19 protein-coding genes are annotated in these 24916 nt (G+C 49.0%); 5 read left to right on the top strand and 14 right to left on the bottom strand.

What is annotated here, in order from left to right:
• Positions 1 to 103 precede the first annotated feature (103 nt).
• The 3 genes from FPG75_RS17795 to FPG75_RS17805 all read left to right on the top strand — a co-directional run bounded on the left by FPG75_RS17795 (position 104) and on the right by FPG75_RS17805 (position 3415).
• Positions 104 to 643: a hypothetical protein gene (locus tag FPG75_RS17795; protein WP_143308413.1), complete on the top strand. Its 540-nt coding sequence runs from the start codon at positions 104 to 106 to the stop codon at positions 641 to 643.
• A gap of 36 nt (positions 644 to 679) precedes the next feature.
• Positions 680 to 1819, top strand: coding sequence for a DNA polymerase III subunit (locus FPG75_RS17800; RefSeq protein WP_143308415.1), 1140 nt, complete (start codon positions 680 to 682; stop codon positions 1817 to 1819).
• Between the two features lie 144 nt (positions 1820 to 1963).
• The gene (locus tag FPG75_RS17805; RefSeq protein ID WP_143308417.1) at positions 1964 to 3415 is read left to right on the top strand and encodes a PSP1 domain-containing protein; all 1452 of its coding nucleotides are present in this window, start codon (positions 1964 to 1966) and stop codon (positions 3413 to 3415) included.
• A 41-nt stretch (positions 3416 to 3456) separates the two neighbouring features.
• On the opposite strand, the gene FPG75_RS17810 is transcribed toward FPG75_RS17805, so the two are convergent.
• Both FPG75_RS17810 and FPG75_RS17815 read right to left on the bottom strand, forming a co-directional pair.
• Complete coding sequence (locus tag FPG75_RS17810; protein ID WP_143308418.1) at positions 3457 to 4329, bottom strand: class I SAM-dependent methyltransferase; 873 nt, start codon at positions 4327 to 4329, stop codon at positions 3457 to 3459.
• Positions 4330 to 4503: 174 nt separating this feature from the next.
• On the bottom strand, positions 4504 to 5556 hold the full coding sequence (locus FPG75_RS17815; protein WP_143308420.1) for a nucleoid-associated protein: 1053 nt from the start codon (positions 5554 to 5556) through the stop codon (positions 4504 to 4506).
• 91 nt (positions 5557 to 5647) lie between these two features.
• Between FPG75_RS17815 and FPG75_RS17820 the strand changes: the two genes are divergently transcribed.
• Positions 5648 to 6535 carry an SMP-30/gluconolactonase/LRE family protein gene (locus tag FPG75_RS17820; RefSeq protein WP_143308422.1) on the top strand — a complete coding sequence of 296 codons (888 nt, stop codon included), beginning with the start codon at positions 5648 to 5650 and terminating at the stop codon, positions 6533 to 6535.
• Positions 6536 to 6625: 90 nt separating this feature from the next.
• Here the strand turns inward: FPG75_RS17820 and FPG75_RS17825 are convergent, their stop codons facing one another.
• The 8 genes from FPG75_RS17825 to lptB form a co-directional block, all read right to left on the bottom strand.
• Entirely contained in the window at positions 6626 to 9619 is a 2994-nt protein-coding gene (locus tag FPG75_RS17825; protein ID WP_143308424.1) for a glycoside hydrolase domain-containing protein, read from the bottom strand.
• A gap of 126 nt (positions 9620 to 9745) precedes the next feature.
• Positions 9746 to 11239 carry a RagB/SusD family nutrient uptake outer membrane protein gene (locus FPG75_RS17830; RefSeq protein ID WP_143308426.1) on the bottom strand — a complete coding sequence of 498 codons (1494 nt, stop codon included), beginning with the start codon at positions 11237 to 11239 and terminating at the stop codon, positions 9746 to 9748.
• A gap of 24 nt (positions 11240 to 11263) precedes the next feature.
• A complete protein-coding gene (locus FPG75_RS17835) occupies positions 11264 to 14488 on the bottom strand; it encodes a TonB-dependent receptor (protein ID WP_143308428.1) in 3225 nt (1074 codons plus the stop codon).
• A gap of 196 nt (positions 14489 to 14684) precedes the next feature.
• Positions 14685 to 15800, bottom strand: a complete 1116-nt coding sequence (locus FPG75_RS17840; protein ID WP_143308430.1) for a FecR family protein — start codon at positions 15798 to 15800, stop codon at positions 14685 to 14687.
• An 82-nt stretch (positions 15801 to 15882) separates the two neighbouring features.
• Positions 15883 to 16467, bottom strand: a complete 585-nt coding sequence (locus tag FPG75_RS17845; RefSeq protein WP_143308432.1) for an RNA polymerase sigma-70 factor — start codon at positions 16465 to 16467, stop codon at positions 15883 to 15885.
• 96 nt (positions 16468 to 16563) lie between these two features.
• On the bottom strand, positions 16564 to 17313 hold the full coding sequence (fabG, locus tag FPG75_RS17850; protein WP_143308434.1) for a 3-oxoacyl-[acyl-carrier-protein] reductase: 750 nt from the start codon (positions 17311 to 17313) through the stop codon (positions 16564 to 16566).
• 19 nt (positions 17314 to 17332) lie between these two features.
• Positions 17333 to 18865: a GH3 auxin-responsive promoter family protein gene (locus FPG75_RS17855; RefSeq protein WP_143308436.1), complete on the bottom strand. Its 1533-nt coding sequence runs from the start codon at positions 18863 to 18865 to the stop codon at positions 17333 to 17335.
• Between the two features lie 22 nt (positions 18866 to 18887).
• Positions 18888 to 19649, bottom strand: coding sequence for an LPS export ABC transporter ATP-binding protein (gene lptB, locus FPG75_RS17860; RefSeq protein WP_143308438.1), 762 nt, complete (start codon positions 19647 to 19649; stop codon positions 18888 to 18890).
• Between the two features lie 100 nt (positions 19650 to 19749).
• Here lptB and metF point away from each other — a divergent pair, with 100 nt between their 5' ends.
• Positions 19750 to 20703 carry a methylenetetrahydrofolate reductase [NAD(P)H] gene (gene metF / locus FPG75_RS17865; RefSeq protein WP_143308440.1) on the top strand — a complete coding sequence of 318 codons (954 nt, stop codon included), beginning with the start codon at positions 19750 to 19752 and terminating at the stop codon, positions 20701 to 20703.
• Positions 20704 to 21049: 346 nt separating this feature from the next.
• Here metF and FPG75_RS17870 read toward each other — a convergent pair whose 3' ends face one another.
• The 4 genes from FPG75_RS17870 to FPG75_RS17885 form a co-directional block, all read right to left on the bottom strand.
• Complete coding sequence (locus FPG75_RS17870) at positions 21050 to 21745, bottom strand: porin family protein (protein ID WP_143308442.1); 696 nt, start codon at positions 21743 to 21745, stop codon at positions 21050 to 21052.
• Positions 21746 to 21906: 161 nt separating this feature from the next.
• Entirely contained in the window at positions 21907 to 22527 is a 621-nt protein-coding gene (locus FPG75_RS17875) for a porin family protein (protein ID WP_143308444.1), read from the bottom strand.
• A 140-nt stretch (positions 22528 to 22667) separates the two neighbouring features.
• The gene (locus FPG75_RS17880; protein ID WP_143308446.1) at positions 22668 to 23384 is read right to left on the bottom strand and encodes a porin family protein; all 717 of its coding nucleotides are present in this window, start codon (positions 23382 to 23384) and stop codon (positions 22668 to 22670) included.
• 113 nt (positions 23385 to 23497) lie between these two features.
• The gene (locus FPG75_RS17885) at positions 23498 to 24904 is read right to left on the bottom strand and encodes a redoxin domain-containing protein (protein WP_143308448.1); all 1407 of its coding nucleotides are present in this window, start codon (positions 24902 to 24904) and stop codon (positions 23498 to 23500) included.
• Positions 24905 to 24916 lie beyond the last annotated feature (12 nt).

Genomic DNA, 24916 nt, shown 5'->3' on the forward strand with positions numbered 1-24916 from the left:
CTGCCAACTTAGTTAGTGAAATTGCATTCCAGTGAATGCTTCCCTGTTCGTATGGTCGTACAGGTTAGTATCTGCTTTTTAATACATAAGTGGCATCAAGCTCATGAAAAAACTCAACCTACTCTTTGGAAAACTGGCATTGCTATGTGCTGTCAGCTCCGGTATGCTTGTTTCTTGTCAGACCAGTGTGGATACCCCCATTATTAACTGTCCTGGTATGTCGATCATGGGCCGCATCGGTGATACCAGCTCCAGACTGAACCTGTCTGGCGCAACTTTATTCAGACAGGAGAATGACAGCGCATTCTCCAAGTATCTGAGCATAGAAGCGCTGTCCGACTCCATGAAGGTGATCATTAATATCATTGATGGCCCTTATACAGATGGAAAGATCGCCGATGACAGCATCCATACGCAAACATATTATTTCTCAAGGTCACGCAAAATACAAGGTGGGCTTGTGGTTGCAGGCGTGCGCAGTTTGGGCGATTACAATTATCTCACCACCGACAGCTCACAGGTGACCATTACCAGGATAAACACCAAACATCAAACAGTGTCCGGCAATTATACTTTCTACGCCAACGGAAATATTACCGGCTCAGGGGTATTCGACAATGTTTGCTATGTATCCTTGCATTAGACCATTCATTAAGCCCCTTTTCATTATCTTGCGACCATGCTTTTTTCAGACATCATAGGACAGCAGGTTGCATCACAGCAGCTGGTACAATCTGTACAACAGAACAGGCTCAGTCATGCCATGATCCTGCTGGCGCCGGAAGGCGCAGGCGGACTGCCGCTGGGGCTGGCCTTTTCACAGTACCTTGTTTGCGAAAACAAACAGGCCCATGATGCCTGCGGGCGCTGCGCCGCCTGTATCAAGGCTTCCCAATTCATTCACCCGGATATTCACTTCTCTTATCCGGTGATCCCGCGGAAATCAGGCGACAAGCCCATTAGCACCGATTACATCACTGAATGGCGCGAGTTTGTGAGCACCCATCCTTATGGTAATGCCTACGATTGGCTACAGTTCATCGGTGCAGAGAACAAGCAAGGAAATATCACTGCCACTGAGTGCCAGGATATCATCCGTAAACTCAACCTGAAAAGTTTTGAGAGCGGCTATAAAATACTGGTGATGTGGATGCCCGAATACCTCGGCAACGAAGGCAACCGCCTGCTCAAACTCATAGAGGAGCCCCCGGTGAATACGCTGTTCATCCTGATAGCGGAGAACCAGGAACAGATACTGGCCACTATTCTCTCCCGTACTCATCTCATTAAAATAAACGCTATCGCGAAAGACGCGCTGGTAGCGGCTTTGATGGAGAAAGGCCAGGTGCCTGCATCGCGGGCGCAGCAGATCGCCACCATCACCGCCGGCAACTATCGCGAAGCGATGTATCTGTTACAGCACTCCGAAGACGATTATCACGAATTGCTGCGCAACTGGCTCAACTACCTGTTCACCGGCAATCGTGTGGCATTACAGGAATGGATAGAAGGCATCAGCAGCGCGAAAACGGGCCGCGAAAACCAGAAACAGTTCCTGCGCTATTTTATCAACCTGCTGGAACATACGATACGCCTGCAATTCCTGGATCGCGCACAGCTGGCATTTTCGGAAGAAGAGATGGACTTCTCCGCCAAACTGTCGAAACTGGCCAACCTGGAGCAAATGCAACAGATCAGTGAAGCGCTTGATAACGCTTGTTATTATATTGAACGCAACGCCAACGCCAAGTTGTTATTTCATGCCCTGTCCATCAAGCTGCAATATATATTCAAAAAGAAACCTTTACCAGTGATGTAACAGACAAACGGCTTTCCGGGCCTAATGTGCTGCTTTTCCTTATCTTTGTTGCTTCCACCTTTGTTTTTCTAATTGGAAAAATGTATTTTAAAGGATTGGAATGACCTGAAATGCTTATTTATAAAATTTAAACTATTTAATAATATGGCTTGTGCCGGATGTGGTACGGGTGTAGATGGGAAGCCGTCAGGATGCAGGAGTAATGGAGGATGCAGCACAGGAGGTTGTAACAGACTGAATGTATTTGACTGGCTGTCCAATATTCCGCTTGGAGATAGCTTAACACCATTTGACATTATTGAAGTAAGTTTTAACAATGGCAGCCGCAAAGACTTCTACCGCAATGTAACCAAACAGCACTTTGACAAAGGCGAGATGGTAACGGTAGAAGGTGTGAGTGGCTTTGACGTTGGCTCAGTAAGCCTCACCGGCGAGCTGGTAAAACTTCAGATGAAAAAGCGACGTGCAGAGGATACACCCGAAGTAAAAAAAATCCTTCGCCGTTCTACCAACGACGACCTGCAACGAATGAGTGATAACAAGGCCCGTGAAAAAGAGGCCTTGATAAAATCCAGGGCCCTGGCGCGCAACCTCGGCCTGGAAATGAAGCTCACAGAAGTGGAAATACAGGCCGATGGCCGGAAAGCCACCTTCTTCTATACGGCAGATGATCGCGTTGATTTTCGTGAATTAATTAAAGTATATGCCTCCGAATTCAGGGCCAAGGTAGAGATGCGCCAGATAGGCGCACGCCAGGAAGCCGGAAAAGTAGGTGGCATCGGCAGTTGCGGCAGAGAACTGTGTTGCTCTACCTGGTTGTCTGATTTCAAAAGCGTGAACACCACGGCAGCCCGTTATCAGAACCTCTCTATCAACCAGGCCAAATTATCCGGCCAATGCGGCCGCCTCAAATGCTGCCTCAACTATGAACTGGATACCTACCTCGATGCGCTGAAAGATTTCCCGGAAGATGCAGACACGATAGAAACCGCCAACGGCGTGGCTTCCCTGCAAAAAAGAGATATCTTCAAAAGCCTCATGTGGTACTCCTATGAGGGCAGCAACAAACAATACCCGCTTACTATTTCCAGGGCCAAAGAAATCCGTCAGCTCAACAAACAGGGCATTAAGCCGGATGATCTCAAAGCAGTGGAAGTGGTGACGGCGAAACCCAAAGAAGCGGATCTTGGCTTCGCGGATGTAGTAGGACAGATCAGTCTGAAATCACTGGAAAAAACAGTACAGAAGCGTAAGCAGAAAGATAAAGACCGTCAGAAACAACAGAAAGGGGAACAGAAACCTGGCGGCCGTAACGAGCAAGCAAAGCAGGAACAACAGCCTCGCCAGAAACAGGAAGCACAGCGCCCGCAACAGCAGGAACGCCGTCAGCGCCCTGAAAACCGCCCCCAGCAACAGAAACAGGGTGGCGGCCAAAACCAGCCCAAGGCAAAGCAAGAGCAACAACATCGCCAGCAGCAGGGACCTAAACCCGAAAACCCGCAGCAGCAGGGGCCGAAGCAAGACCGCAGGCCACCCAGGCACAAACCAAGGCCTAATAACAGCGGCGGCGGTAACAAACCAGAAAATTCAAAATAATGATCAATAAAAAAGACAACCTCCGGGTTGTCTTTTTTCATTTAATCTCTTCTTGCTATCGCTACCCGGTAAAATTCATACCCTTCCTCTGTTCTTGCCGGAAGATATTGTTGGCGGTACTCATCAGCGCCTTTGTCTTCCAGGAGCCTAAGCCCGAACTGCTGCAGGTAGTCTGCCACTGCTTCCGGATAAAGCCCGAAGGTCCAGCGTTCCTGCAATTGTTCCAGGTTGCTCAACAACGTTTCTCCTCCCAGAAAAGCGGAAGGCTCGTCCAACACACGTTGATGGATATACGTAAATATCACGAATGAACCTTTGGGCAACTTGCCAATGAAAGTGAAAGTAGCCGCCACCGCTTCGGCGTGGAGGTAGTTGGTGACTCCTTCCCAGATCACTGTAGTGGGCAGGCGGAGGTCAACGGCTTTCAGTGTATCGGGATCGTTGATCCCTTGCTGGTTGAAATCGACCTGGCAAAAAGTAATATTGGCGGGCAATTGCGCCTGTTGCCGGCGAAAGACCGCCATTTTATGCGCGAAGGTATTGGGGTGATCTACTTCTATCACAGGCAGGTTCCTGAGGAAATCGAGGCGCAGCGCGCGCGTATCGAAGCCGGCGCCCAGGATCAGGAGCTGGCGGATGCCTTGCTGTACGGTCTGTTGCAGCAGATCATCGATATAACGGGTGCGTGCGATCCCCGAAGAAAGCGCGCCTGGAATGCGTTGATGGATGGTGCGCTCAATGTACCTGCGGGCAGCGGGCCATGCAGATACTTTCACGGCGAAGCGCAGCTGCGGCTCAATGAAATTAACAGCATAAGGATCGGTGAATAAACGATCGTCCGGCTTACGGGTATTTTCAAGCGCCCGGAACAAGGCCATATACTGGGCGGTGCGGCTTGTTTTATCTGCTTTCATGATAGCGGGTCAGGTGAAGGGTTCCTGTAAATTTAACGCTATTTGCGGCAAATCGAAAAGGCCGCCCAGAAGGAGCAGCCTTTGTTAATAATTGGTTTTTGCTTATGAGAAAATCTTGAAAAATCAATGTGATCATCTCCCTTTCAACGCTCTCTCCTCCATATCAACAAAGGGTTACGACTCGTTCTCAAAGAAGAGCCGGTAATAGTTCATGTTAGTGGCTTCATCAAAACCCCGTTCAATCATCTCACGGTTGCCATGAATATAAATATGGAAATTGCGGTCCAGCTTCAATATGCTTTTGAAAATTTTCTGCTGCTTCTTTACGGCTGGCGCGGATATTTCAAATTCGTCAGGAATAGACTGCTGATATTCCTGTTCGTAATGTTCTCTATATTCTTTGAAAGACGCGATGGCTTCGGGGTGGCCCAGTACTTCCTTCGCGAAATCGTCCATCTGGAACTGTTCTCTCTCCTTAAAATACGCGGCTGATTTATTCAGGAGATCTACCTGGTCGATTCTATCTATTTCATATTCGGCTGGCAGTTTATCATGGATAAACTGTTTGCACATGTTCACTGCTGTTTCTGTTTGGTGGTAGCTATCTTCCCGGCGCTGCACCTGCAGGAAGGCATCTTTCCAGTACACTGCTTCGGTTTGTTTACCGATACTGTCAACGATACTTACCTTGTATCCGTGCTCTTCTTCTGTATTAAATATCAGACAACCTTTGTCCAGTTTGTTGATGTTGATACCATCTTCATAGTTGACCTGGTAATTATCATCCGAGAGGAACACTTTCAGATAGGTATCGCGGTTTTCCGATTTAAAGATACCGATGGCTTCTATCTCTTCTCCATCCACAAGACATTTGCTAAAGTAGGCAATATAGAGCTCCCCTCCTTTTATTTTTGGATGGGTGGAATGTTTATATAGATGTTTGGCAATGTTGACGGATTGCTCCTGAAACTCATCCTGGTTGGTAAATATACGTCTACAATATTGAAAGATCTCATTCAGCTGCAGGTCGGCGTCATGAAAAAATCTGAAATATTCGGCGGCATTGGCAAAGGGCTGGATAAAGTAAGTGATCAGCAGTTGGCTGATCGTTTCATCTTCCAGCTGCAGTGGCGCTTTTGAACAAACCAGCGGCTCCTCGTTGGATGAATTGCCCACCTTGTGAATCGTCAGGTGCGCCAGGTCTTTAAACTCCGAAACATGAATCATGCGGGCAAAAATAATAAATTAGGAACATCAGCCCGCCTGCTGCCGGAAAGATAAAAAAATGCTTATTTTAAGCTCCAAAAAAATCCTCATCATGATAAAGCAGATCAGCCTGCTGGCGCTAATGGCCGGATGTACCCTTTCCGCCCTGGCCCAGCAAAGACCACTTTATGAAGCCCAGGACCTCACCGCCGAAAATATGTTCTCTGTAAATATTGAAGGCCCGAACTTCGACAAAGCCGGCAATTTCTATGTGGTGAACTTCCAGCACGACGGTACCGTTGGAAAGATCAATACCAAAACCGGCGCCGGCGAAATCTTCGTATCACTGCCCGATAGCAGCATCGGTAACAGCGTCAACTTCGACAGCAAAGGCGTGATGTACCTGCCCGATTTCAAAGGGCACAATGTACTTACGGTAGATATGAAAACCCGCAAAGTGAGCGTGTACGTGCATTCCAGCAAATTTAACCAGCCGAATGACCTTTGCCTCAACAAAAAAGATCAGATCTTCGCCTCCGACCCCGACTGGAAAAACAGCAAGGGCCAGCTGTGGCGCATCGACCGTAACCGCAAGCCCGTACTGCTCGAAACCAATATGGGCACTACCAACGGCATTGAACTCAGTCCTGATGAAAAAACATTGTACGTCAATGAAAGCATCCAGCGCAACATCTGGAAATACGACGTGGATAAAAACGGCAACATCTCCCACAAAACCCTCTTCGCCAGCTTCCCCGATTTCGGCTTCGATGGCATGAAGTGCGACAAAGCCGGCAACCTCTATGTAGCCCGCTGGGGTAAAGGCGTGATCGCCGTGCTCTCACCCAAAGGAGAACTGATCCGCGAAGTGCCGCTCAAAGGGAAACAATGCAGCAACCTGATCTTCGGCGATAAAGACGGCAAAACCGTTTATGTAACGCTGCAAGACAGAAAATGCGTAGAGACATTCAGAGTAGAGATACCAGGAAAGAAGTTTTGATTTAGGGATTTTTTGATTTACGGATTTAGGGATTTGGGAGAAGTCTCAAATTCATAAATCCGTAAATCAAAAAATCCGTAAATCCATAAATTATTTAATGATAAGTAGCCATCCTTTATTCTTCGCTACTGGTATGGCGGCGTCTTTGGCGAATACCTGCCCCTGTTGGAAATTACGTATATCCGGCGCCGTTATTACCGCTTTTGCCGGGTCAAGGCCGAGAGCTTTCCAGTCGATCGTGAGTTTGATAGTAGTATCTTCCTTTGCCCAGCTGGCAAGGGATACCAGCACCGCGCCATCTTTCTTGTAAATGGTAGCCGGTACCAGCGGGTTATCAGTTTTAACCGGATTGTTATCTACCCAATAACCGATCATCTGTGTACCTTTCATCCCGAAATCATCCCATACCTTCCAGATCGGCCGTGGATCGGAGTTTTCGGTCCAGGGCATACGGTTGGTCATGCCATATACCATACCTCTCCATTGATTGCCGCCGTCCTGCAACATCTCTCCCATTAAACCGAACGGAATACCGCTTACTTCTGTCAGGAAGAAATCAGGATCGTTGTGTTCATAATCGAAGTATTCGCCGAACCAAAGCCGGTTGAGGTACGGGAAGTGCTCCATATACAACATGGCGCTGTTGATGAAACCATCTGACTTATTATACTGGTTAGCCGAGTGCAGGTCAATGATGCCAGGGTGGCCGTTCTGCGTGAGCACACGCTTGATGCGCTTCATGGTTACACGATCGAAAGCCACATCATCCAGGTAGATACCATCGATGCCTACATGCTGAACGAGCCAGTTCATGCCTTCCACATAATAGTTATGCCAGCGGTTCATGCCACTGTTGATGATGGCAGCGTCTTTGTCTTCCGGCACAAACCAGGCAGCGATATAGTCTTTACCCACGTGCTCCTGCAACCAGGAGAAGCCGCCGCCTTTGCCGGGGCTGTACACTTCGTGGCCCAGACTGCGCAGCGGGAAGGTTTCCCAGGCGTGGTTGGAAAGCTCGCGTACTGTGTTGTATATCTTCACCTTCAGGCCTTTGCTATGGGCTTCATCAATGTAATCCTTCATCTTTTTCCATTCAATAAACGGATAATTGATCCAGGGATTGATCTCGTTACCATGGTGGATATTCACAACAGTAGCGCCGGTAGCCTTGATAGAATCGAGGTTGTTATAGCGGTGATAGAAACGCGTAGCCCACTGGAAATCTGTATTGATCGGATGGAACGGTGTTACGAAGAGATGGAAATTATAATACAACACCTCTCCTTTGTGCATGGTACGTTCGCCGCTGTAGCTGTTGACCAGTATGGACTTGCCTTTCAGGCCGATGCTGATGCCGCCTTTATCGCCATTACCCCAGGAAGTGGGCAACAGCAAAGGCTTTTGCAGGTAGAAGTTAGTGTTGAGCGGGCGCACATAATTTTCATCCCGGAGGGTGAATTGCAGGCCGGCGTTTACATCGCCTACCCAGGCGCCATCCTGGTTTTTATTTTTTACATCCCATTTCCAGTTGATCTGTTCGGGGCGGATGCCGCCCTTCTGGTTAAGGCCCATCATGTATTTGGCGGCGCCTTTATCCAGCGGGATGTGCATGGTCACATCTTTGAGGGCTACCTCTTCGAGGGCGGTCACTTTTACCGCGTACTCGATAGCGCCATCAAACTCTATGGCAGCGTTGATCTCCATTTGCAGACCAGGCGCGGTGTTCACCGCTTTCCAGGTGATCTTGCCGGCATCGCGGGAAGTCACCTGCCAGCCATTGCTTTGCCATTTGAGGTCTTTGCCGTCAGCGGCGGCGATGAAATGGAAATGTAGTGGTTCGGTGAGAATATTTTTAGGCTGGGTAGATAAAGACGTCATCTCTGGTGTGAAGAAGGTCTGTATCTGTGCCGGGAAGCCATCTTTGTTGATGCCTACTTTGCGGCCAAGGAGGCTGATCACAGTGTCTTTCAGCTCCAGTGGCGTGTATGGCGCGATCACGGCATTATCCTGTGCCAGTGTGGAGTTGAGCCATTTGAGGCGGGTCTGTTTCCAGGGCTCGTTGAAGCCGCTGTTCACTGCCAGTTTAGGCGTTACCGTTAGTGTCACCTTTACAGGGATGGTGGACATGCCATCTGCCCTTACGGTGGCGATACCGCTGTAAGTGCCTGCGGCAGCGTCTTTCGGCACATCGACACCACACCACATCGCCTGTACTTTTCCTGCTGGTACATTTACTACGCTGGTGAAAGGTCTGGCATCGTAAGTGGTGCCATTGGTATTGATGCAGCTTTGTTGTGTGGCCGCGATCACTTTGCCATCGGCGGTTTTCAGGTCAGAGAAGGAGATGCTGACATTGCTCAGAGGCTTGAGGGCATAGATACCCAGCTGGTAGGCATAGTATTCTCCTTTATCAGCCTGGCCTTTGAAAGATTGTGAAGGCCCTTGCTGCATCCAGCGTTGCGGCAGGTCTTCTGTCATTTTAATGGGGAACTCGCGGTTCTCGGGGAACACAAGATAGCCTGCCCCCGGGTGTTTCAGCAGCAGTTGTTTCATTTCGGCGGCGGTGGCAATTACTTCCATCGGATAGAAACTGTTGAAGTCATCTACCGCTTGCAATTCTTTTACTGCTGCATTGGGCCGGATACCGGCCGGGATGGCCTGTAACCAGCTGTTGTCGGCCGTTTGCTCAGGCGTGAGGTATACGCCCCGGGGATAGTTGGAGCGGCCCTCATTCTTATAAGGGAGGTAGTAGATATAGTAATCGCCCCTGCCGGAAGCCGGTTCGAAGCAGATATCTCCTTTCTCACGGTCAAGCACCAACGTTTTTACGTTCGTGATCTTTTGTTTTGTTTTAGCATCCTGGATGATGATGCGTTTCTGCTCCGGATGTTCATCACGGCGGCGCCAGGGGATGATCACCCGGGCTACCTTACCGGCGCCGTTGAAAGCAACTACCGCGCGATGATTGCCGAGCGAATCGGCATCCCAGCTGCTATTGCCATTGGTATATTTCACCTGTTGGGCCGTGGTGGCGCTATACAGGCCCAACAACAATCCGGTTGCTATGAGTCCTCCTTTTATCATTTGGTATAAGTTTGTGGAATATTTGAGGATTTATTGATTTACGGATTTATGAATTTATGAATTTATAGCTGCTTTCAGATTCTCCACAAATTTATAAATCCGTAAATCAATAAATCCTCAAATATCCTATGGATTCTGTTGCAGATTTGAATTCAACACAATATCCTGTTCTGGTATAAAGTGCACCACGCGCGGGTCCGTATATTTCACTGTTTGCGGGTTCACCGGATGATAGCCCGGATAATTCCTGACGAGATCCCGGTTATTACGGAAGATATCGAAGCAGCGATGGGTTTCGAAAGCCAGCTCCAGGCGGGCTTCGTCGAGCACTACATCCAGCACGGTAGCATACCCTTTGAGATCGGAGGTGCTGAACAGTGCTGCGCCAGACAAGCCGGCACGTTTGCGGATGGTGTTCACGTCATCGATGGCGGATTGGTTGTCGCCCAGTTTGGCGGCGGCTTCTGCGCGGATCAGGTACATCTCTGCAAGGCGCAGCACCACAGGGGAGCTGAGCGTAGGAATGTTATCCTGATTAGAGAATTTTTTGATAAACCATTTCTCTACCTGCACACCACCGGCTTTACCGCGGGTGGCAATTACTTTGCTGCCATCGGGTCTGGTAGAATCCTGACCATTGGCTTTTTTCAGCACCAGTGGCTCAACGAAGGCGTGACGCACATCCTGCGGATATTTATCCAGCAATGCGCGGTAAGCGGCAGATGCGTAGATCTCGCCCCAACCCATACCGCCGGGAGATGTATAGTACATGGAGCCGATAGCGTTCCACTGCCGGTCGTCCTGCAAGGTGTGATGGATAGCCCAGATGGTTTCCGGATTACCTTCGTTGCCTTTGGTGTAATACGCGGACAGATCGGCGGTAGTTACGAGCGAGTAGCGGCCGGAGTTGATAACAGAATCAGCATAGATGCGGGCGGAGTCGTTCTGTCCTTTGTAAAGGTAAACCCTTGCCAGCAGCGCCATGGCTACCTCTTTGGAGGCATAGCTGTTGCTGTTGCTGCTGTTCATCAGCCTTCTGGCATGTACAAGATCACCGATCACCTGGTCGTACACTTCTTTCACCGTATTTCGTTTAGGCTTTGCCGTCATATCGAATTTGGTGACGATGGGCACACCCAGGTTGGTGGTGGGGTCTTGCGCATACGGACGGCCGAAAGTACGTACCAGGCTGTGATGCGCAAATGCGCGCAGGAAGAGGTTTTCTCCGATCAGTTCATCTACATCTGCGGAAGTACCTTCTTTCATTACCGCCAGCAGCATGTTACAGCCGTTGATAGCACGATAGGCGGCACGCCAGTAGGCATTGGTATTACCCTGGTTGGTAAGGTGGCCGTAGGTGTAAGAATAGAACAGCGGGTCGGTGGTGGTACCGCTCAGCGCGATGTCGTCACTCGGGAACTCCCCTATCTGCCAGTAGTTACGGGTAAAGGCTTCTTCTTTCAGCAGGGCGTAGTTACCACCGGTAACGATCGGCCATTTGCTGGGGTCATTCAATGCCGCATCATTAGACAGGGCATTGTGCGGTTCTTTTTTCATGGAGCAGGAAGATGCCAGCAGCAGCAATGACAGTCCTGCAAAGTATTTTGATATATGCTTCATGATGATCTTCTTTTTTAGCACCTGTTAAAAATTAATTTCCAGTCCGGCGAACCATTTGGTGGCATATGGATATTTCACACCGTTGATACCGCGATCGTCCACTTCAGGATCGATACCGGAGAATTTGGTGAGCGTCCACAGGTTGTCGCCGCCAACCGAGATACGGGCGCCGCGGATGCGGGCGCGGTCGAGCCATGTTTTAGGCAGGCCGTAGCTCAGGTTCACATTTCTCAGGCGCAGGTAGCTGCCGTCTTCCAGGAAACGGGAAGATGGTTTGTGTGAGTTGTGGTTACCATCCAGCACATATTTAGGATGGGTGGCATTGTCGCCGGGCTTCTGCCAGCGGCTCCAGCCTTTATCGAGCTGCATGAGGTTATACTGCGAGTAGGCGCCATCGTTATCCATCAGCTCACGGTTGCTGTTATACACTTTATTACCGGAAACGAATGCGAAGAAGGCAGACAGCTGCCAGTTCTTGTAAGAGAAGGCATTGCGGATACCGCCAAAAAATTTAGGCGTAGCAGTACCTACGATCTGCAAGGTAGCTTTGTTATAGTTGTTGGTGGCAGTACGTACTTCTTTGCCATTGGCATCGGTGGTAACCTGCTCCCACAGCGGATCGCCGTTAGCCGGGTCTACGCCTAACCATTTACGCATGTAGAAGCTGCGCATATCTTGTCCCACCTGTAATTTGTAATAACCACTGGCAGGATCGGTGATAGAATTTTGATCACCGTAGAGAGAGGTGATACGGTTTTTGTTGAAACCGATGTTGAAATCGGTGCTCCATTTAAATGCTCCTACGAGATTATCAGTGCTCAGGTTGATCTCAATACCCTTGTTACGCACGGTGCCTACGTTCATCGGAATGAAGGCGTAGCCTACGGTGGCGGGCAAGGGTACGTTGAACAGCAGGCCTTTGTTATCTTTCTGGTATAACTCTACTGTCAGGTTAATCCTGTTGAATAAACCGAGATCGATACCGAAGTTGGTGTTATAGGCTTTTTCCCATGACAGGTCAGGAACGCCCACGCGCAGCGGATAGGCGCTGGGAACGCCATTGTATTGCACATTGGCATAGTATTGCGCAATCGCCAGGTAGTCGATGATATCGGCATTACCGGTGGTACCGTAACTCAGTCTCAGTTTCAGGTTGGAGATCGCTTTGATCTGTTTGATGAAAGCCTCTTCTGATGCGGCCCAGGAAGCGCCGAATGCAAAGAAATCGCCAAACTGTTTGTTCATACCAAACCTGGAAGAACCATCTCTTCTAAAAGAAGACGTGAAATAATATTTGTAATTGTAGTTATAGTTGGCTTGTACAAAATAGGAATTGAACACCCGTTCTATCTTGTTACCACCAATGCCTACCGGTGCAGCGGTTACATCGAGTACATCTTTACCGGGCAGGATACCTTTACCTTTTGCATAGATGTTATTCAGATTGGATGTCTGGAATTCCGCGCCCAGCAAGCCATCCAGGTGATGTACCTTATTGAAGGTATATCTTGCGCGCAGCAGGTTGGAACTGATGTAGGAGGCAGAATCTGCGTAGCCGTTGTAGAGGTTACCGAGATCATCGCCGCCGGAAGATGTTCTCACATCGCCGTTATATTCTTCACGGTCGTGATAGTACTGCGCGCGGTTGGTGGTGCTGAACGTTAACCATTTGGTGATGTCGTATTCCAGTTTCAGCAAGCCTTCGAGCGATTGACGCTGGTGTTTGTCGTAGTTATATTGTTGATCGTAGAGGAAGTTGCTCGGGTCTCTGTTATACCACACAGCAGCTTTCTGCGGGTTTACCGGGCGGCCTTGCGCATCGTAGGGATTATCCCATGGCATGTTGGTATACACTTGGTACAGCGATCCGTTGGAATTATCGTGGTCGTTCTGTTGTACGCCGGCGAAGTTGGCGCTCAGGCGGAAACGCTCGTTGATATTATGGTCGATGTTCAGGCGTACGCTGTAACGCTCAACGCCGGTACCTCTTACGATGCCATCTTCTTTATAATAGTTACCGCCGAGATAGAACTTGGTTTTTTCGCTGCCGCCGCTCACGTTCAGTTCATAGTTCTGGTTGGATGCTTTCTGGAAGGCGAGATCTTCCCAGTTGGTATTCAGATTTCTGATAGATGGATCGAGTTGCGCGCCAGCGGCCTTTTGCAGGTCGTACAGCTGGGAGCCGTTCATGAGGTGGAAGCGGCCATTGTTCACTTGTGCGGTTCCGATGTTGGTGCGGAAGTTCACTTGTGTTTTACCGGCTTTACCTCTTTTGGTGGTGATAACGATTACGCCGTTGGCGGCGCGGGCGCCGTAGAGTGTAGTGGCGGCGGCATCTTTCAGCACCGTTACGCTTTCTACATCGCTGGGGTTGGGCAATCCGCCTATTATGCCGTCTACTACTACCAGTGGCGCGTTGCCGGCGGTGAGGGTACCGTTACCGCGGATACGGATCACGGGAGCAGCGGCAGGATCGCCGGAGCTGTTACCAACGAAAACGCCGCTCACTTTACCTTGCAGCATTTTGTCGACCGTGGTGGCGGTAACATCTTTCAGTTTAGTGGCGTTCACGGCTTGTGCGGCGCCGGTGAGGTTTTTCTGTGTGGTAGTGGTGTAACCCATTACTACTACTTCATCCAGCTTTTTAGTATCGGCTTCCAGTTTGATGGTCAGGTCCGTACGGCCGCCCACGGCCACTTTCTGAACGTTGTAGCCTACATAGGAGAATACCAGCACACTGTTCTCAGAGGGAACGGTGATGGTGAACCGGCCATTGGCATCGGTAACGGTACCATTGGAGGTACCTTCTACGGTGATGGTTACGCCGGGCAGCGGATCGCCGCTATGCGCATCGGTGATGCGGCCGGAAACCTTTAGCTGTGCTGCATTGGCAGCGGGAGTGATTACTACCAGGTCATTCTCCAGCACCCGGTAAGTAACACCGGAGCTGTTGAACAACATACCCATTACATCGTCTATCTTTTTATTCTTTACGTCAATGTTTACCGATCTGTTGAGGTCAGCAAAGTCTTCATTGTAGAAGAAACGGTATTTGCTGTTACGCTCAATTAACTTGAATACATCCTTTACACGCGTGTTTTCGGCGTGCAGCTCGAGCTTTTCCTGTGCATAGGTAGTTGCTGATACCTGTAAAAACCCTCCGAAAATCAGCAGACTCGTCATCTTCATCATTAGCAATAATTTTCGCCTGGGGCAGAGAAATTCCGCCAGGTTTGGTGTGGATTTCATAAACTTGTATAGATTTTAGTTAAACGATTAATTACTACAGCTTGCCCGTCGCAAAGGCCGCTGTATACAGGTGATTGTCGTTGATTGGGGTAAGTCGCATTACCCCAATTTTTTTAGTCGTTCATATCGTGCATTAAATTTGATACGTTGTTTTACAGGTGATAAAATTTGGTTGTGCTGCTACCGGCCGGCGCTGCTATTTCCCGGCCGCCTTTAGTATTGTTGTATATTTTTCTTTCAGTTCCTTGTCCACAGTAAGTTCCACCACGCCCTTGCTGATGGTGTATTTCAGCGGGGCGGTAAGCCGCAGGATGTTCAGTATCTGCTCAAGGGTTTCCTGACGGAAGGTGCCGCTGAATTTGTAATCTTTCAGTTCTTCATCTTTAATGATCACCTGTACATTGAACTTTCGTTCCATTGTCACTGCCAGCTCGCTCATGGTTTGGGCGGCTACTATCCAGCTGCCGTCTTTCCAGGCGGTGTATATTTCTGTATTGTTCACTTCACTGCTGATAACGGGCGCCGTTGCCGTGCTGCTGCCAGCGCCCGTTTTCGCAGGTTTCGTAGATACGTTACCGTTACCTGTTGTTGGTTTTTCATAAACCACATGTTCATGTGGTTTCATCATTTTATTGAAAGGATGTGGTGTTTGGCTACCATCGATCTTCACCTCGCCTTCTACTAGCGTGGTGACTACAGTCTGGTCTTCCGGGTAAGCCTTTACGTTGAAAGACGTGCCCAGCGCGAGGATGCGGAGGTCTGCGGCTTTCACGGTGAAAGGCTTGTGCGGATCGGTATGTACTTTAAAGAAGGCTTCCCCTTCCAGTTTCACTTCCCGGCGCGCGGTGTTGTATGATTGCGCATACTGTAACTTGCTGCCGGCGTTGAGCCATACTTCCGTACCGTCCGACAGCTCAATGCGGGTGGTGGCGCCTTTCGGGCTGGTGATGGTCACCATCGCAGGCTTATCTCCCGCATGCCCGCTGTGATGCCAGGCCCACATTACACCGCCGCCGATAACGAACGGCAACACATATGATGCCGCCAGATAGAGGTAACGCTTCCATTGGCCGCCACGTATCACTACCGGCGAAACCTGCGCCTGTAAAGCATCCCACGCGGCCTGTGTATCATAATTCCCCGCGCCGCGGGTAACTTGCCAGGCATCGCGCAGCTGTAGAAAATAAGCACGCTGCGCTTCACTGCCAGCGATCCATTCCTCCAGTCGGCGTTGTTCCGGCAGATCAGCCTGCCCCGACAAAAAACGGACGATCAGTTCATCTACTTCTTCCTGTGAATAGTTAGCCTCCATACGCGATAAACTTTACTATGACAACATTCATTGACCAACAGGGTGACAAAGCCCGGGGAAATTTTTTGATTTTTTGATTTCGTTATTTTTTGATTGATTGGTCCGGACGTAAAAAAGGTAGTAACTCATCCCGGAGTTTTTGCAGGGCGCGGGTCATTTGCGTTTTAACCGTATTGACGGAGATGCCCAGGTGGCGCGAGATTTCAGGGTAGCTCAGTTGTTCAAACCTGCTGAGGCGGAACACATCCTGGCATTGCGGCGGCAGTTTGCGGATCGCCTTTTCTGCCAGCAATTCCAGCTCATTGTTCACCATCTTCTCTTCCGGCGAATGATCTGCCGGCATGCCCATCAGGTGTATCCTCGATTCCATCTGCTCCAGCAGATCGCTGCCATAGCGGGCCTTCACCCGCTCCTGCTTGATGAGGTTGAGACAATTGTTTTGTACCGCACGATAGAGATAAGCTTTTTCAGATACTTCAATACGGAGATCATCGAAGCGTTCCCATATTTTCAGGAAGGTATCTTGTACAATCTCCTCTGCCAGGTCACGCCGGTTTACAAAGTCGAAAGCATGAGCGCACAGCGGGTCATAGTACCTTTTGAATAAAGATTCAAAGGCCGGTAGCTGGCGGTAGTCAAGTTTAATATTTGAGATCGTTTCCTCCAATGTTCACTGTGGCGAAAAGATACGACAACTTACCATGAATAAAAAACGCGGACCGGCAACGGTCCGCGTTTTTATATAGCTGGTATTATATTATCACTACATACACAGGCCGCCACAGGCGCTGATTGTTTGGCCGGTAACGTAGGCGCTCATATCAGAGGCGAGGAACAGGCATACATTGGCGATATCTTCCGGCGTACCGAAGCGGGCCAGCGGAATTTTAGCAATGTAGTTAGCTGCGCCATCGCCATCTTTCAGGTAGCTGGTCATATCGGTTTCGATAAAGCCCGGCGCTACTGCATTACAGCGGATGTTACGGCTGCCCATTTCCTGTGCGATGGATTTGGTGAAGCCGATGATACCGGCTTTGGAGGCCGCATAGCTGCTCTGGCCGGCATTTCCCATGATACCGATCACGGAGCTCATATTGATAATGGAGCCGCTCTTTGCCTTCATCATCGGGCGGATCACATGTTTGGTCATATTGTACACGCTCTTCAGGTTGATGTTCATCACATCATCCCACTGGTCCTGGCTCATGCGCAGCAGCAGGTTGTCTTTGGAGATACCTGCATTGTTCACACAGATATCGATCTTGCCAAATTCTTTCAACACTTCTGCTACCAGTGTTTCGCTCTGTTCGTAGTCGCCCGCATTGGATTTGTACGCCTTGGCCTTTACGCCCAGGGCACTGAGCTTTTCTTCCATGATCTTTGCTTTCTCATCAGAGCTCACGTATGTGAAAGCCACATTGGCGCCTTGTTCAGCAAATTTCAGTGCAATCGCTTCTCCAATACCACGGCTGGCGCCAGTTACAATCGCTACTTTGTTCTCCAGTAATTTCATGTTATAGTTGATAGGTTAATTAAGCATTCATTTCTGTGGCCGCAAAACGCAGTATCTCTTCCAGGTAGTTGCGGTCGTTATTTAATCTGGGTACTTTGTGTTGGCCGCCCAGCTTGCCTTTGCTCTTCAGGAACTCGCAGAAGGTGCCCCTGGGCAGCACATGTATCACCGGCATGCGCAACGCAATATCTTTATGCCGCTTGGCTTCGTAATCCGAGTTGATGGACTTCAGTGTGCTATCGAGTACTGTTGTGAATTTATGGAGATCATCCGGCATCACATCAAATTCCACCAGCCACTCATGGCCGCCATTGCCTTCGTCGCTGAAGTACACCGGGGCGGCGGTATAGTCGTTCACCACAGCGCCGGTGGCTTCGCTGGCGCGGGCTACCGCAGTATCAGAATTTTCCACGATCACTTCTTCGCCAAATGCATTGATGAATGATTTGGTGCGACCGCTCACTTTGATCCTGAAAGGCGTCAGCGATACAAACTGGATAGTGTCTCCCACAATATATCGCCACAAGCCGCCATTGGTGCTGATCACCAGGGCGTAGTTCTTGCCCAGCTCCACTTCCTGCAGCTGCAGGGTGCGCGGATTTTCTTTGCCCAGTTCCTCCATCGGCATAAATTCATAGAAGATGCCATGGTTGAGGAAGAGCAGCAGGCCTTCTTCGCCCACTACATCCTGTGCGGCAAAGAAGCCTTCGGAGGCGTTGTAAGTCTCCTGGTAATACATCAGCGGCTTGCGGATCAGTTTTTTAAACTGTTCGCGGTAGGGCGTAAAGCTCACGCCGCCATGCATGTAGAGTTCTATATTGGGCCACACATCGGCGAGGTTATCCGTACCGGTGAGCTCAAAGATACGTTTGATGAGGACGATCGTCCAGGTGGGCACGCCGGCAATGTTGGTCACATTTTCATGGATCACCGCATTGGCCATGCGTTCTATCTTCTCTTCCCATTCGTCCATCAGTGCGATCGAGAGATCGGGTGTGCGGATCATGTTGCCATAGAAGGGCATGTTCTGCAACATCACGGCACTGAGATCCCCGAAGTAGGAATCGCTGTCTTCCGAGAGCTTGTTCACCTGGTGGCTGCCGCCTATCACCAGTGATTTACCGGTGAGGAGGTCAGAGTCCGGAAAGTTATTATAGTAGAGTGATATTACATCGCGGCCGGAGCGGTAGTGGCACTCATCGAGGCTTTCCACCGTTACCGGGATGAATTTACTTTTATCTGCCGTGGTGCCGCTCGATTTTGCAAACCATTTGATAGGCGTGTTCCAGAGGATGTTTTGTTGTCCTTCCATTACGCGCTGTATATAAGGCTTAATGGTATCATAGGTATGTACCGGCACCCTTTGTTTGTATTCATCGATCTTGTAGATCTTCGAAAAACCATACTGCTTGCCGAACTCCGTATACTGGGCGGCACTGATAAGGTTCTGGAATACCTGCTGTTGCACTTGTACAGGGTATTGCATGAAATGCGCAATACGCCCCATACGTAATCGGGCCAGTTGTGATATTGCAGGACTTAAAATTCTCATATAGGATACTGTAGAATAATTTTTATTGTTTAGCTGCTTCGTCCAGGTAATTTTTACGGCGCAGGATGAAATTCTGGCCAAGATACACTTTTCTTACCTGTTCATCCTCCGCCAGCTCTTCTGCCGAACCGGACTTCAGGATTTTTCCCTCAAACAATAAATATGCGCGGTCAGTGATCGACAGGGTTTCCTGCACATTGTGATCCGTGATGAGGATACCTATATTTTTATATTTCAGTTTAGCTACAATAGATTGGATATCTTCCACTGCGATCGGGTCGATACCGGCGAAAGGCTCATCCAGCAAGATGAATTTGGGGTCTACGGCGAGCGCGCGGGCAATTTCGGTACGGCGGCGTTCACCACCACTGAGCACATCGCCGGGGCTTTTACGCACGTGTTGCAGGCGGAACTCGCTCAGAAGGCTTTCGAGCTTCTCTTTCTGTTCGGCCTTTTTAAGGTTGGTCATTTCCAGTACAGCGGCGATATTGTCTTCCACACTGAGTTTCCGGAAAACGGAGGCTTCCTGCGGCAAATAACCGATCCCCATCTTGGCCCTTTTATACATAGGCAGCTTGGTAATATTCAGGTCGTTGAGGTACACATTGCCTTCATCTGGCTTGATAAGCCCTACCACCATATAAAAAGAAGTGGTTTTCCCTGCACCGTTAGGGCCCAGCAGCCCCACGATCTCGCCCTGCGACACCTCTACAGATACGTGATTTACCACCGTTCTGTTCCCATAGCGCTTTACCAGCTGGTCTGTATGTATTCTTAATGCCATATGATCAAACTTAGCAAAATTAAACATTTCATTCACTTGGCCTAGTTATAGTTATTTTTAATCCGGGGATATGTTATTTTTGCCCGCATAATTTTTAGTCATGAAAGTAACGGAGCATATTGCCCAGGCCAAGGATACGTTGATCTCTTTCGAGATACTTCCCCCGCTGAAGGGAAAGAGCATTGAGTCCATCTACGAGCACCTCGACCCGCTGATGGAATTCAAGCCAGCCTTCATCAATGTTACCTATCACCGCAGTGAGCATATGTTCAAGAAGAAGGCTGATGGCTCTTTCGATAAAGTGGAGATCCGCAAGCGCCCAGGTACCGTAGGCATTTGCGCCGCCATCATGAACCACTATACCGTTGATGCCGTGCCTCACCTTATCTGTGGCGGCTTTAGCCGGGAAGAAACGGAAAATGCGCTCATCGACCTCAACTTCCTCGGTATCGACAATGTGCTCGTACTGCGCGGCGACGCTCCTAAAAATGAAACGTTCTTCGAGCCCGACCCTCATGGCCATAGCTATGCGATCGACCTGCTCGACCAGGTGGTCAATATGAACAATGGCATCTACCTCGAAAACGACCTCCAGAGCGGCGTTAAGACTAATTTCTGCATCGGCGTAGCCGGCTACCCCGAAAAACATTTCGAGGCGCCCAATATGCAAACAGATATGAGCCACCTCAAACGTAAAGTGGAAAATGGAGCCGACTACATCGTTACCCAGATGTTCTTCGACAACCAGAAATTTTTCGATTTCGTGAAAAAGTGCCGCGAAATGGGCATCACCGTGCCTATCATCCCGGGGCTCAAACCGCTCACGTCCAAGAAACAACTCACCATCCTCCCCAGGATCTTCCATGTAGATATCCCCACAGATCTCTCTACAGAAATACTGAAATGCAAAACAGACAAGGAAGTAGAACAGGTAGGAACTGAATGGCTGATCGCCCAGTCCAAAGAATTGAAAACCTTTGGCGTACCGGTATTACACTATTATACACTCGGCAAACCCAAAGTGATCAGAACGGCCGTAGAAGCCATTGTGTAGATTTGATTATTTGATTATTTAGTTATTTGATTATTGGCCATTCGCACCAATAATCAAATAATTAAATAATCAAATAGCTAAATATTAAGGAAGGGAAGGACGAATGTCTTTCCCTTTTTTGCTTTCTTTCATATAAAAAATGCCATCATGTAGATACATAGTGGCATATCCCTATAACTGTCACACTTTTAATTTAACTGTCCAATGATGGCGGCCAGTGATTTGTTGGCCACTATCACTAATAAGACGCCTGGAAATAACTACTCCCCTATGCGTTTTAAAAAAAATAAAAAATCCCCCCGCTCTCGCGGAGGGATCAATATGATAAAGCGGCCTGGGGAGATGATTACCAGTCTTCCCTGTTAAAGATGAAACCCAGGGTAAGGCCCAGGTATTGATTTTTCATGCTGGCCTGCGATGTTTTGTCGATATCCAGCAGCCCCCAGCTATAGTTGGCGCCGATGGTCACATACCTGCTCAGTTCGAGGCTGGCCATCACATTCACGCCAACATCCCAACGTTGCAGCTGGAAATTAGAAGAGGAGACATTAGGGCCGGTACTGCTGAAGTCCACGTCGCGGGAATTGGTTTGTAATTGCTTTCCGCTGTTGTAAACCGTGAGGTCGTAACGCCCTTTTACACAATAGGCGGCATAAGGCCCGCCACCCAGCGCCAGGCGGCTGCTGCCTAACGGGATCATATATACGACATTGACCGGCAGCTCCAGGTAATGCAGCTTCAATTTGGTTAAACCCGCAGTGAAAGCATTCGGTGCGGCCGTTTCTTCACCGGACAACTTAGCGCCCTTGTTGATATAGTTCAATCCCGGCTGAAGATATAATTGCTTATACAAGGGCACATCAAAATAAACGCCCGCCAGCCAGTTGTCCAACGCACTGGCATTTTTAGGCGAACCGGTGCCACCGGATTGGTTCAATTCAATATTTGAGTTGACATAACCGCCTTTTACTCCAAGGCTGACCTGGGCGCTAACAGAGGCTGCGGCAAGTAAGGCCACGACAAAAATGACAAGATATTTCATTGTGATCTCGATTGATCAGGATTTTTCTGGTTACTGCTATCAGGATATGTACCGAACTAACGAATTATTTGAGGTAAAGCTTCAGGGTATAAAAATAATAAGACTGCCCAAAAATAGGCAGTCTTTTTCTAAAAACATAACAAGAAGTTCATGTAGCAGGATTATCTGCCGCTGAACTTATATCCGATAGAAACACCAAAGGAGGTGTTTTTCAGGCTTCTGCCATTGTCTGTATTATCCATCTGGTTTACAAGGCCGAGGTCTGTATTCAGTCCGAAATACAGGCCCATAGGCATTTCATAACCAATGTTGATACCGGCGCCGGCATCAAAACGTTTTTGTTTCAGTGGTCCGGCAGCATCATCGAACGCATTTACGTCGTTTCCACCGGTGTTTTTAAATTTACCACCTACGCCATATGCGATGTAAGGTCCGGCAGCCAATACCAGCCTGCCATTACCTACTTCCGGCTTGAACATAAAATTGATCGGCAGTTGCAGATAGGAAGTGGTCAGCTTAAGATCTGAATTCTTGAATTTACCACCCTTGCCTTCATACAGCAAGCCGGTACCGATAAAGAATTCGTCTGCCAACGGAATATCCACCGTAACACCTGCTCTCAGGTTAGTAATGAGTTTACTGGTTTCCTTACCACTGTTGAGGGTCAGGTTCTTGTAAGTAACGCTGGAAAAATTAGGTCCTGCTACAATGCCCCATTTGGCCTGGCCAAAGGAAATACTAGCTACCAGTAATGCTGCAGCAGATAATAATAACTTTTTCATTTGATGAGGTTTGATTTTAGGGAACAGAGCCAACAGGCGTTGTAGCCCTCTTCCCGGTTTTATTGATTACTAATAAACAGCCTGTTTTTACTTGCCTGACTCTATATACAAAATCGATTATGATTTGTTCTCGTCAGGCATTACTTTCCGCCAAACAGATAGCCCACAGAAAAGCTCAAAACACGGTTCTTGCCCTTGTCGTCGGTACTGTTATCCGTACCGGAACGGAGCTTTCCGAAGCCCAGCCCGTATTGAGCGGATACGATAAAGTTGTTGATCTCCGCGCCCAACATCAGGTTACCACCCCAGTCGAAGCGTTTCATTTTGTCGTAACCCTTGTTAGGGTCACCAGAATTGAAAGGAGTATCGTCGTCCCATTTAATATTGGTAGAAGTGCTGATGGTGGTATTGGCAGCGGTTTTGAAGTCTACCTTGTTCTTACCCGCCACCCCAAAGGCCACGTAAGGGCCGATACCTGCAAAGAGGCTGGTATTGCCACCCAAAGGCAGCTTGCCTACAAAATTCAATGGAACTTCTATGTAAGATGGGTTAGTGCTGATCTTCGTGTATGGATTGGTGATAGTTGGATTGTTTGGATCGCCTGATTCTAATTTAGACCCCTTGGTACTATAAAAAACGCCTGGCTGGAACGACAGTATCCGGGGCACCAGCGGCAGATCGGCTACCAAGCCGGCATGGAAACCCGGTAATATCTGGTTTTTATCAACATCGCCGGAATTGTTGACAGTGATGGTAGACAGGTTCAGACCGCCCTTAATACCCAGGCGGGCCTGAGACATCGCCGCAAAGGAAATACACATCGCTGCAATGGAGAGGATCATCTTCTTTTTAGACATATACCTTGTTTTTGGTCCGACCGGCGAAATCCAAAGACTATGCCAAAAGATTGTTAAAATAACATAAGAAGATGATCATCAACCATTAACAAGATGAAAAATTATTACATTCTCTACAATTTGGCCGATTTATCCTTTTCTGTTTGCTTATCCAGGAACTCATTCAGCTGTTCCATTGCCAGCCTTTTTGCAACGATCCGCTTCTTTTCATCGAGCAGGTACACCACCGGCGTACTGTAAACATCATAGAGGCGGCGGTAATTGCTGGACGATTGCGGGTCCCAGGCATGCACCCAACCGCTGAGGTGATGCTCCTCGATGAAATGCAGCCATTCTTCCCGGGTGCCTTCTGTTTTAATGCCGATCATAGCCACCCCCTTGTTTTTCCAGCTGGCCTTGAAGGCCGAATCGAGACGGGGCAGCTCCACCTTACAGTGGCCGCAGGTGGGATCCCAAAAAACAAGGACTGTGTACTTTGCCTGTGTTTTATAAAGAGAAACCGGCTTGGCCGCAGTATCCTGCAATTCAAGCGGAGCAGCCTGCTGGCCGATCAAGTTAGGAGCAATGGCATAGGCCCGGTTCACAATCTTGTTGAGCTGCTCATCGGAGAGCCAGTAGGCTTCTCCCGGCACGTAATATTTTTCCACCAGGTGCACAAAAACCGCGTCCATGCCCATGTAGGGAGAGGTTTCGTAGTTATAGGTGAGCCACCACAGCACGTATTTGAAGGTCTCTTTGTTTTTGCGGGTGCGGGCAATGAGGGCATCACAGTCGGCAATGATGGAGTCCGGCGTATTCAGTACTAACTGGGTGAAGTACTTTTTGAGTTTTCCTTCGAGGATAGGCGTCCTTACCAGTCGTTCATTGTCGAGGTCTACCTCGTCCCAGTAATGTGCTTTGAAATAGCGGTAGGCAAAGGTGGAATCCTCTCCTGTAGGCTGTTTCGGCACTTCCGGCTCTTTCATGCTCCGGAAGATCGTAGCGAGGATGGTGCCCGGGTGCTGGCTGGTCATTTCGTTACGGAACTGCTGGATCTTTTTCATCAGCTCCTGTTGCTGCGGCAATACTTTGGCGGAGTCGTCAGCCGTTTTAGCGGCTCTCAGCTGCTGCATAATGGCCTTGTTGGCGCCTTCCTGCTGATAGAGGAAACGGTTATAAGCCAGGAACAGCTCATTGTCGGGAGAGTTTTTGTAGGTGGTTTTGGTGATCAGGTCGGAAGTATCTATTGACACTTCAAATACCTGTTTTTTATCTATCAGTGTTTCGATATATCGTTGTTTGTCGGGCAATACGATCAGGTAGATGCCCGCCATCAGCGGGTTCTGGCCTTTCAGCACCGCCACGCCAGCCGGGCTGATATCAGCAGAATCGGTGAGGTAGGTATTTTTGCCCATATAATTGCCGAGGAACAATTTCCCGCCCCGGAAATTTTTCAGCTTCACGGTCACCTGGTAGCCCTGGGCCTGCAGGTGCAACTGTAAGCAAAGTGTGGTAATCAGCAGTAAGAAAAGTTTGCGCATAGGATATCAGTA

It is taken from the genome of Chitinophaga vietnamensis, assembly GCF_902167635.1.
GTDB lineage: Bacteria > Bacteroidota > Bacteroidia > Chitinophagales > Chitinophagaceae > Chitinophaga > Chitinophaga vietnamensis.

What these genes read in the sequence shown, in the direction of transcription:
- FPG75_RS17880 (WP_143308446.1), bottom strand. Translation starts at nt 23,384, where the DNA reads ATGTCTAAAAAGAAGATGATCCTCTCCATTGCAGCGATGTGTATTTCC.
- FPG75_RS17835 (WP_143308428.1), bottom strand. Translation starts at nt 14,488, where the DNA reads ATGAAATCCACACCAAACCTGGCGGAATTTCTCTGCCCCAGGCGAAAA.
- FPG75_RS17855 (WP_143308436.1), bottom strand. Translation starts at nt 18,865, where the DNA reads ATGAGAATTTTAAGTCCTGCAATATCACAACTGGCCCGATTACGTATG.
- FPG75_RS17820 (WP_143308422.1), top strand. Translation starts at nt 5,648, where the DNA reads ATGATAAAGCAGATCAGCCTGCTGGCGCTAATGGCCGGATGTACCCTT.
- FPG75_RS17870 (WP_143308442.1), bottom strand. Translation starts at nt 21,745, where the DNA reads ATGAAATATCTTGTCATTTTTGTCGTGGCCTTACTTGCCGCAGCCTCT.
- FPG75_RS17885 (WP_143308448.1), bottom strand. Translation starts at nt 24,904, where the DNA reads ATGCGCAAACTTTTCTTACTGCTGATTACCACACTTTGCTTACAGTTG.
- FPG75_RS17840 (WP_143308430.1), bottom strand. Translation starts at nt 15,800, where the DNA reads ATGGAGGCTAACTATTCACAGGAAGAAGTAGATGAACTGATCGTCCGT.
- fabG (WP_143308434.1), bottom strand. Translation starts at nt 17,313, where the DNA reads ATGAAATTACTGGAGAACAAAGTAGCGATTGTAACTGGCGCCAGCCGT.
- FPG75_RS17875 (WP_143308444.1), bottom strand. Translation starts at nt 22,527, where the DNA reads ATGAAAAAGTTATTATTATCTGCTGCAGCATTACTGGTAGCTAGTATT.
- FPG75_RS17815 (WP_143308420.1), bottom strand. Translation starts at nt 5,556, where the DNA reads ATGATTCATGTTTCGGAGTTTAAAGACCTGGCGCACCTGACGATTCAC.
- FPG75_RS17825 (WP_143308424.1), bottom strand. Translation starts at nt 9,619, where the DNA reads ATGATAAAAGGAGGACTCATAGCAACCGGATTGTTGTTGGGCCTGTAT.
- FPG75_RS17800 (WP_143308415.1), top strand. Translation starts at nt 680, where the DNA reads ATGCTTTTTTCAGACATCATAGGACAGCAGGTTGCATCACAGCAGCTG.
- FPG75_RS17795 (WP_143308413.1), top strand. Translation starts at nt 104, where the DNA reads ATGAAAAAACTCAACCTACTCTTTGGAAAACTGGCATTGCTATGTGCT.
- lptB (WP_143308438.1), bottom strand. Translation starts at nt 19,649, where the DNA reads ATGGCATTAAGAATACATACAGACCAGCTGGTAAAGCGCTATGGGAAC.
- FPG75_RS17805 (WP_143308417.1), top strand. Translation starts at nt 1,964, where the DNA reads ATGGCTTGTGCCGGATGTGGTACGGGTGTAGATGGGAAGCCGTCAGGA.
- FPG75_RS17830 (WP_143308426.1), bottom strand. Translation starts at nt 11,239, where the DNA reads ATGAAGCATATATCAAAATACTTTGCAGGACTGTCATTGCTGCTGCTG.
- metF (WP_143308440.1), top strand. Translation starts at nt 19,750, where the DNA reads ATGAAAGTAACGGAGCATATTGCCCAGGCCAAGGATACGTTGATCTCT.
- FPG75_RS17810 (WP_143308418.1), bottom strand. Translation starts at nt 4,329, where the DNA reads ATGAAAGCAGATAAAACAAGCCGCACCGCCCAGTATATGGCCTTGTTC.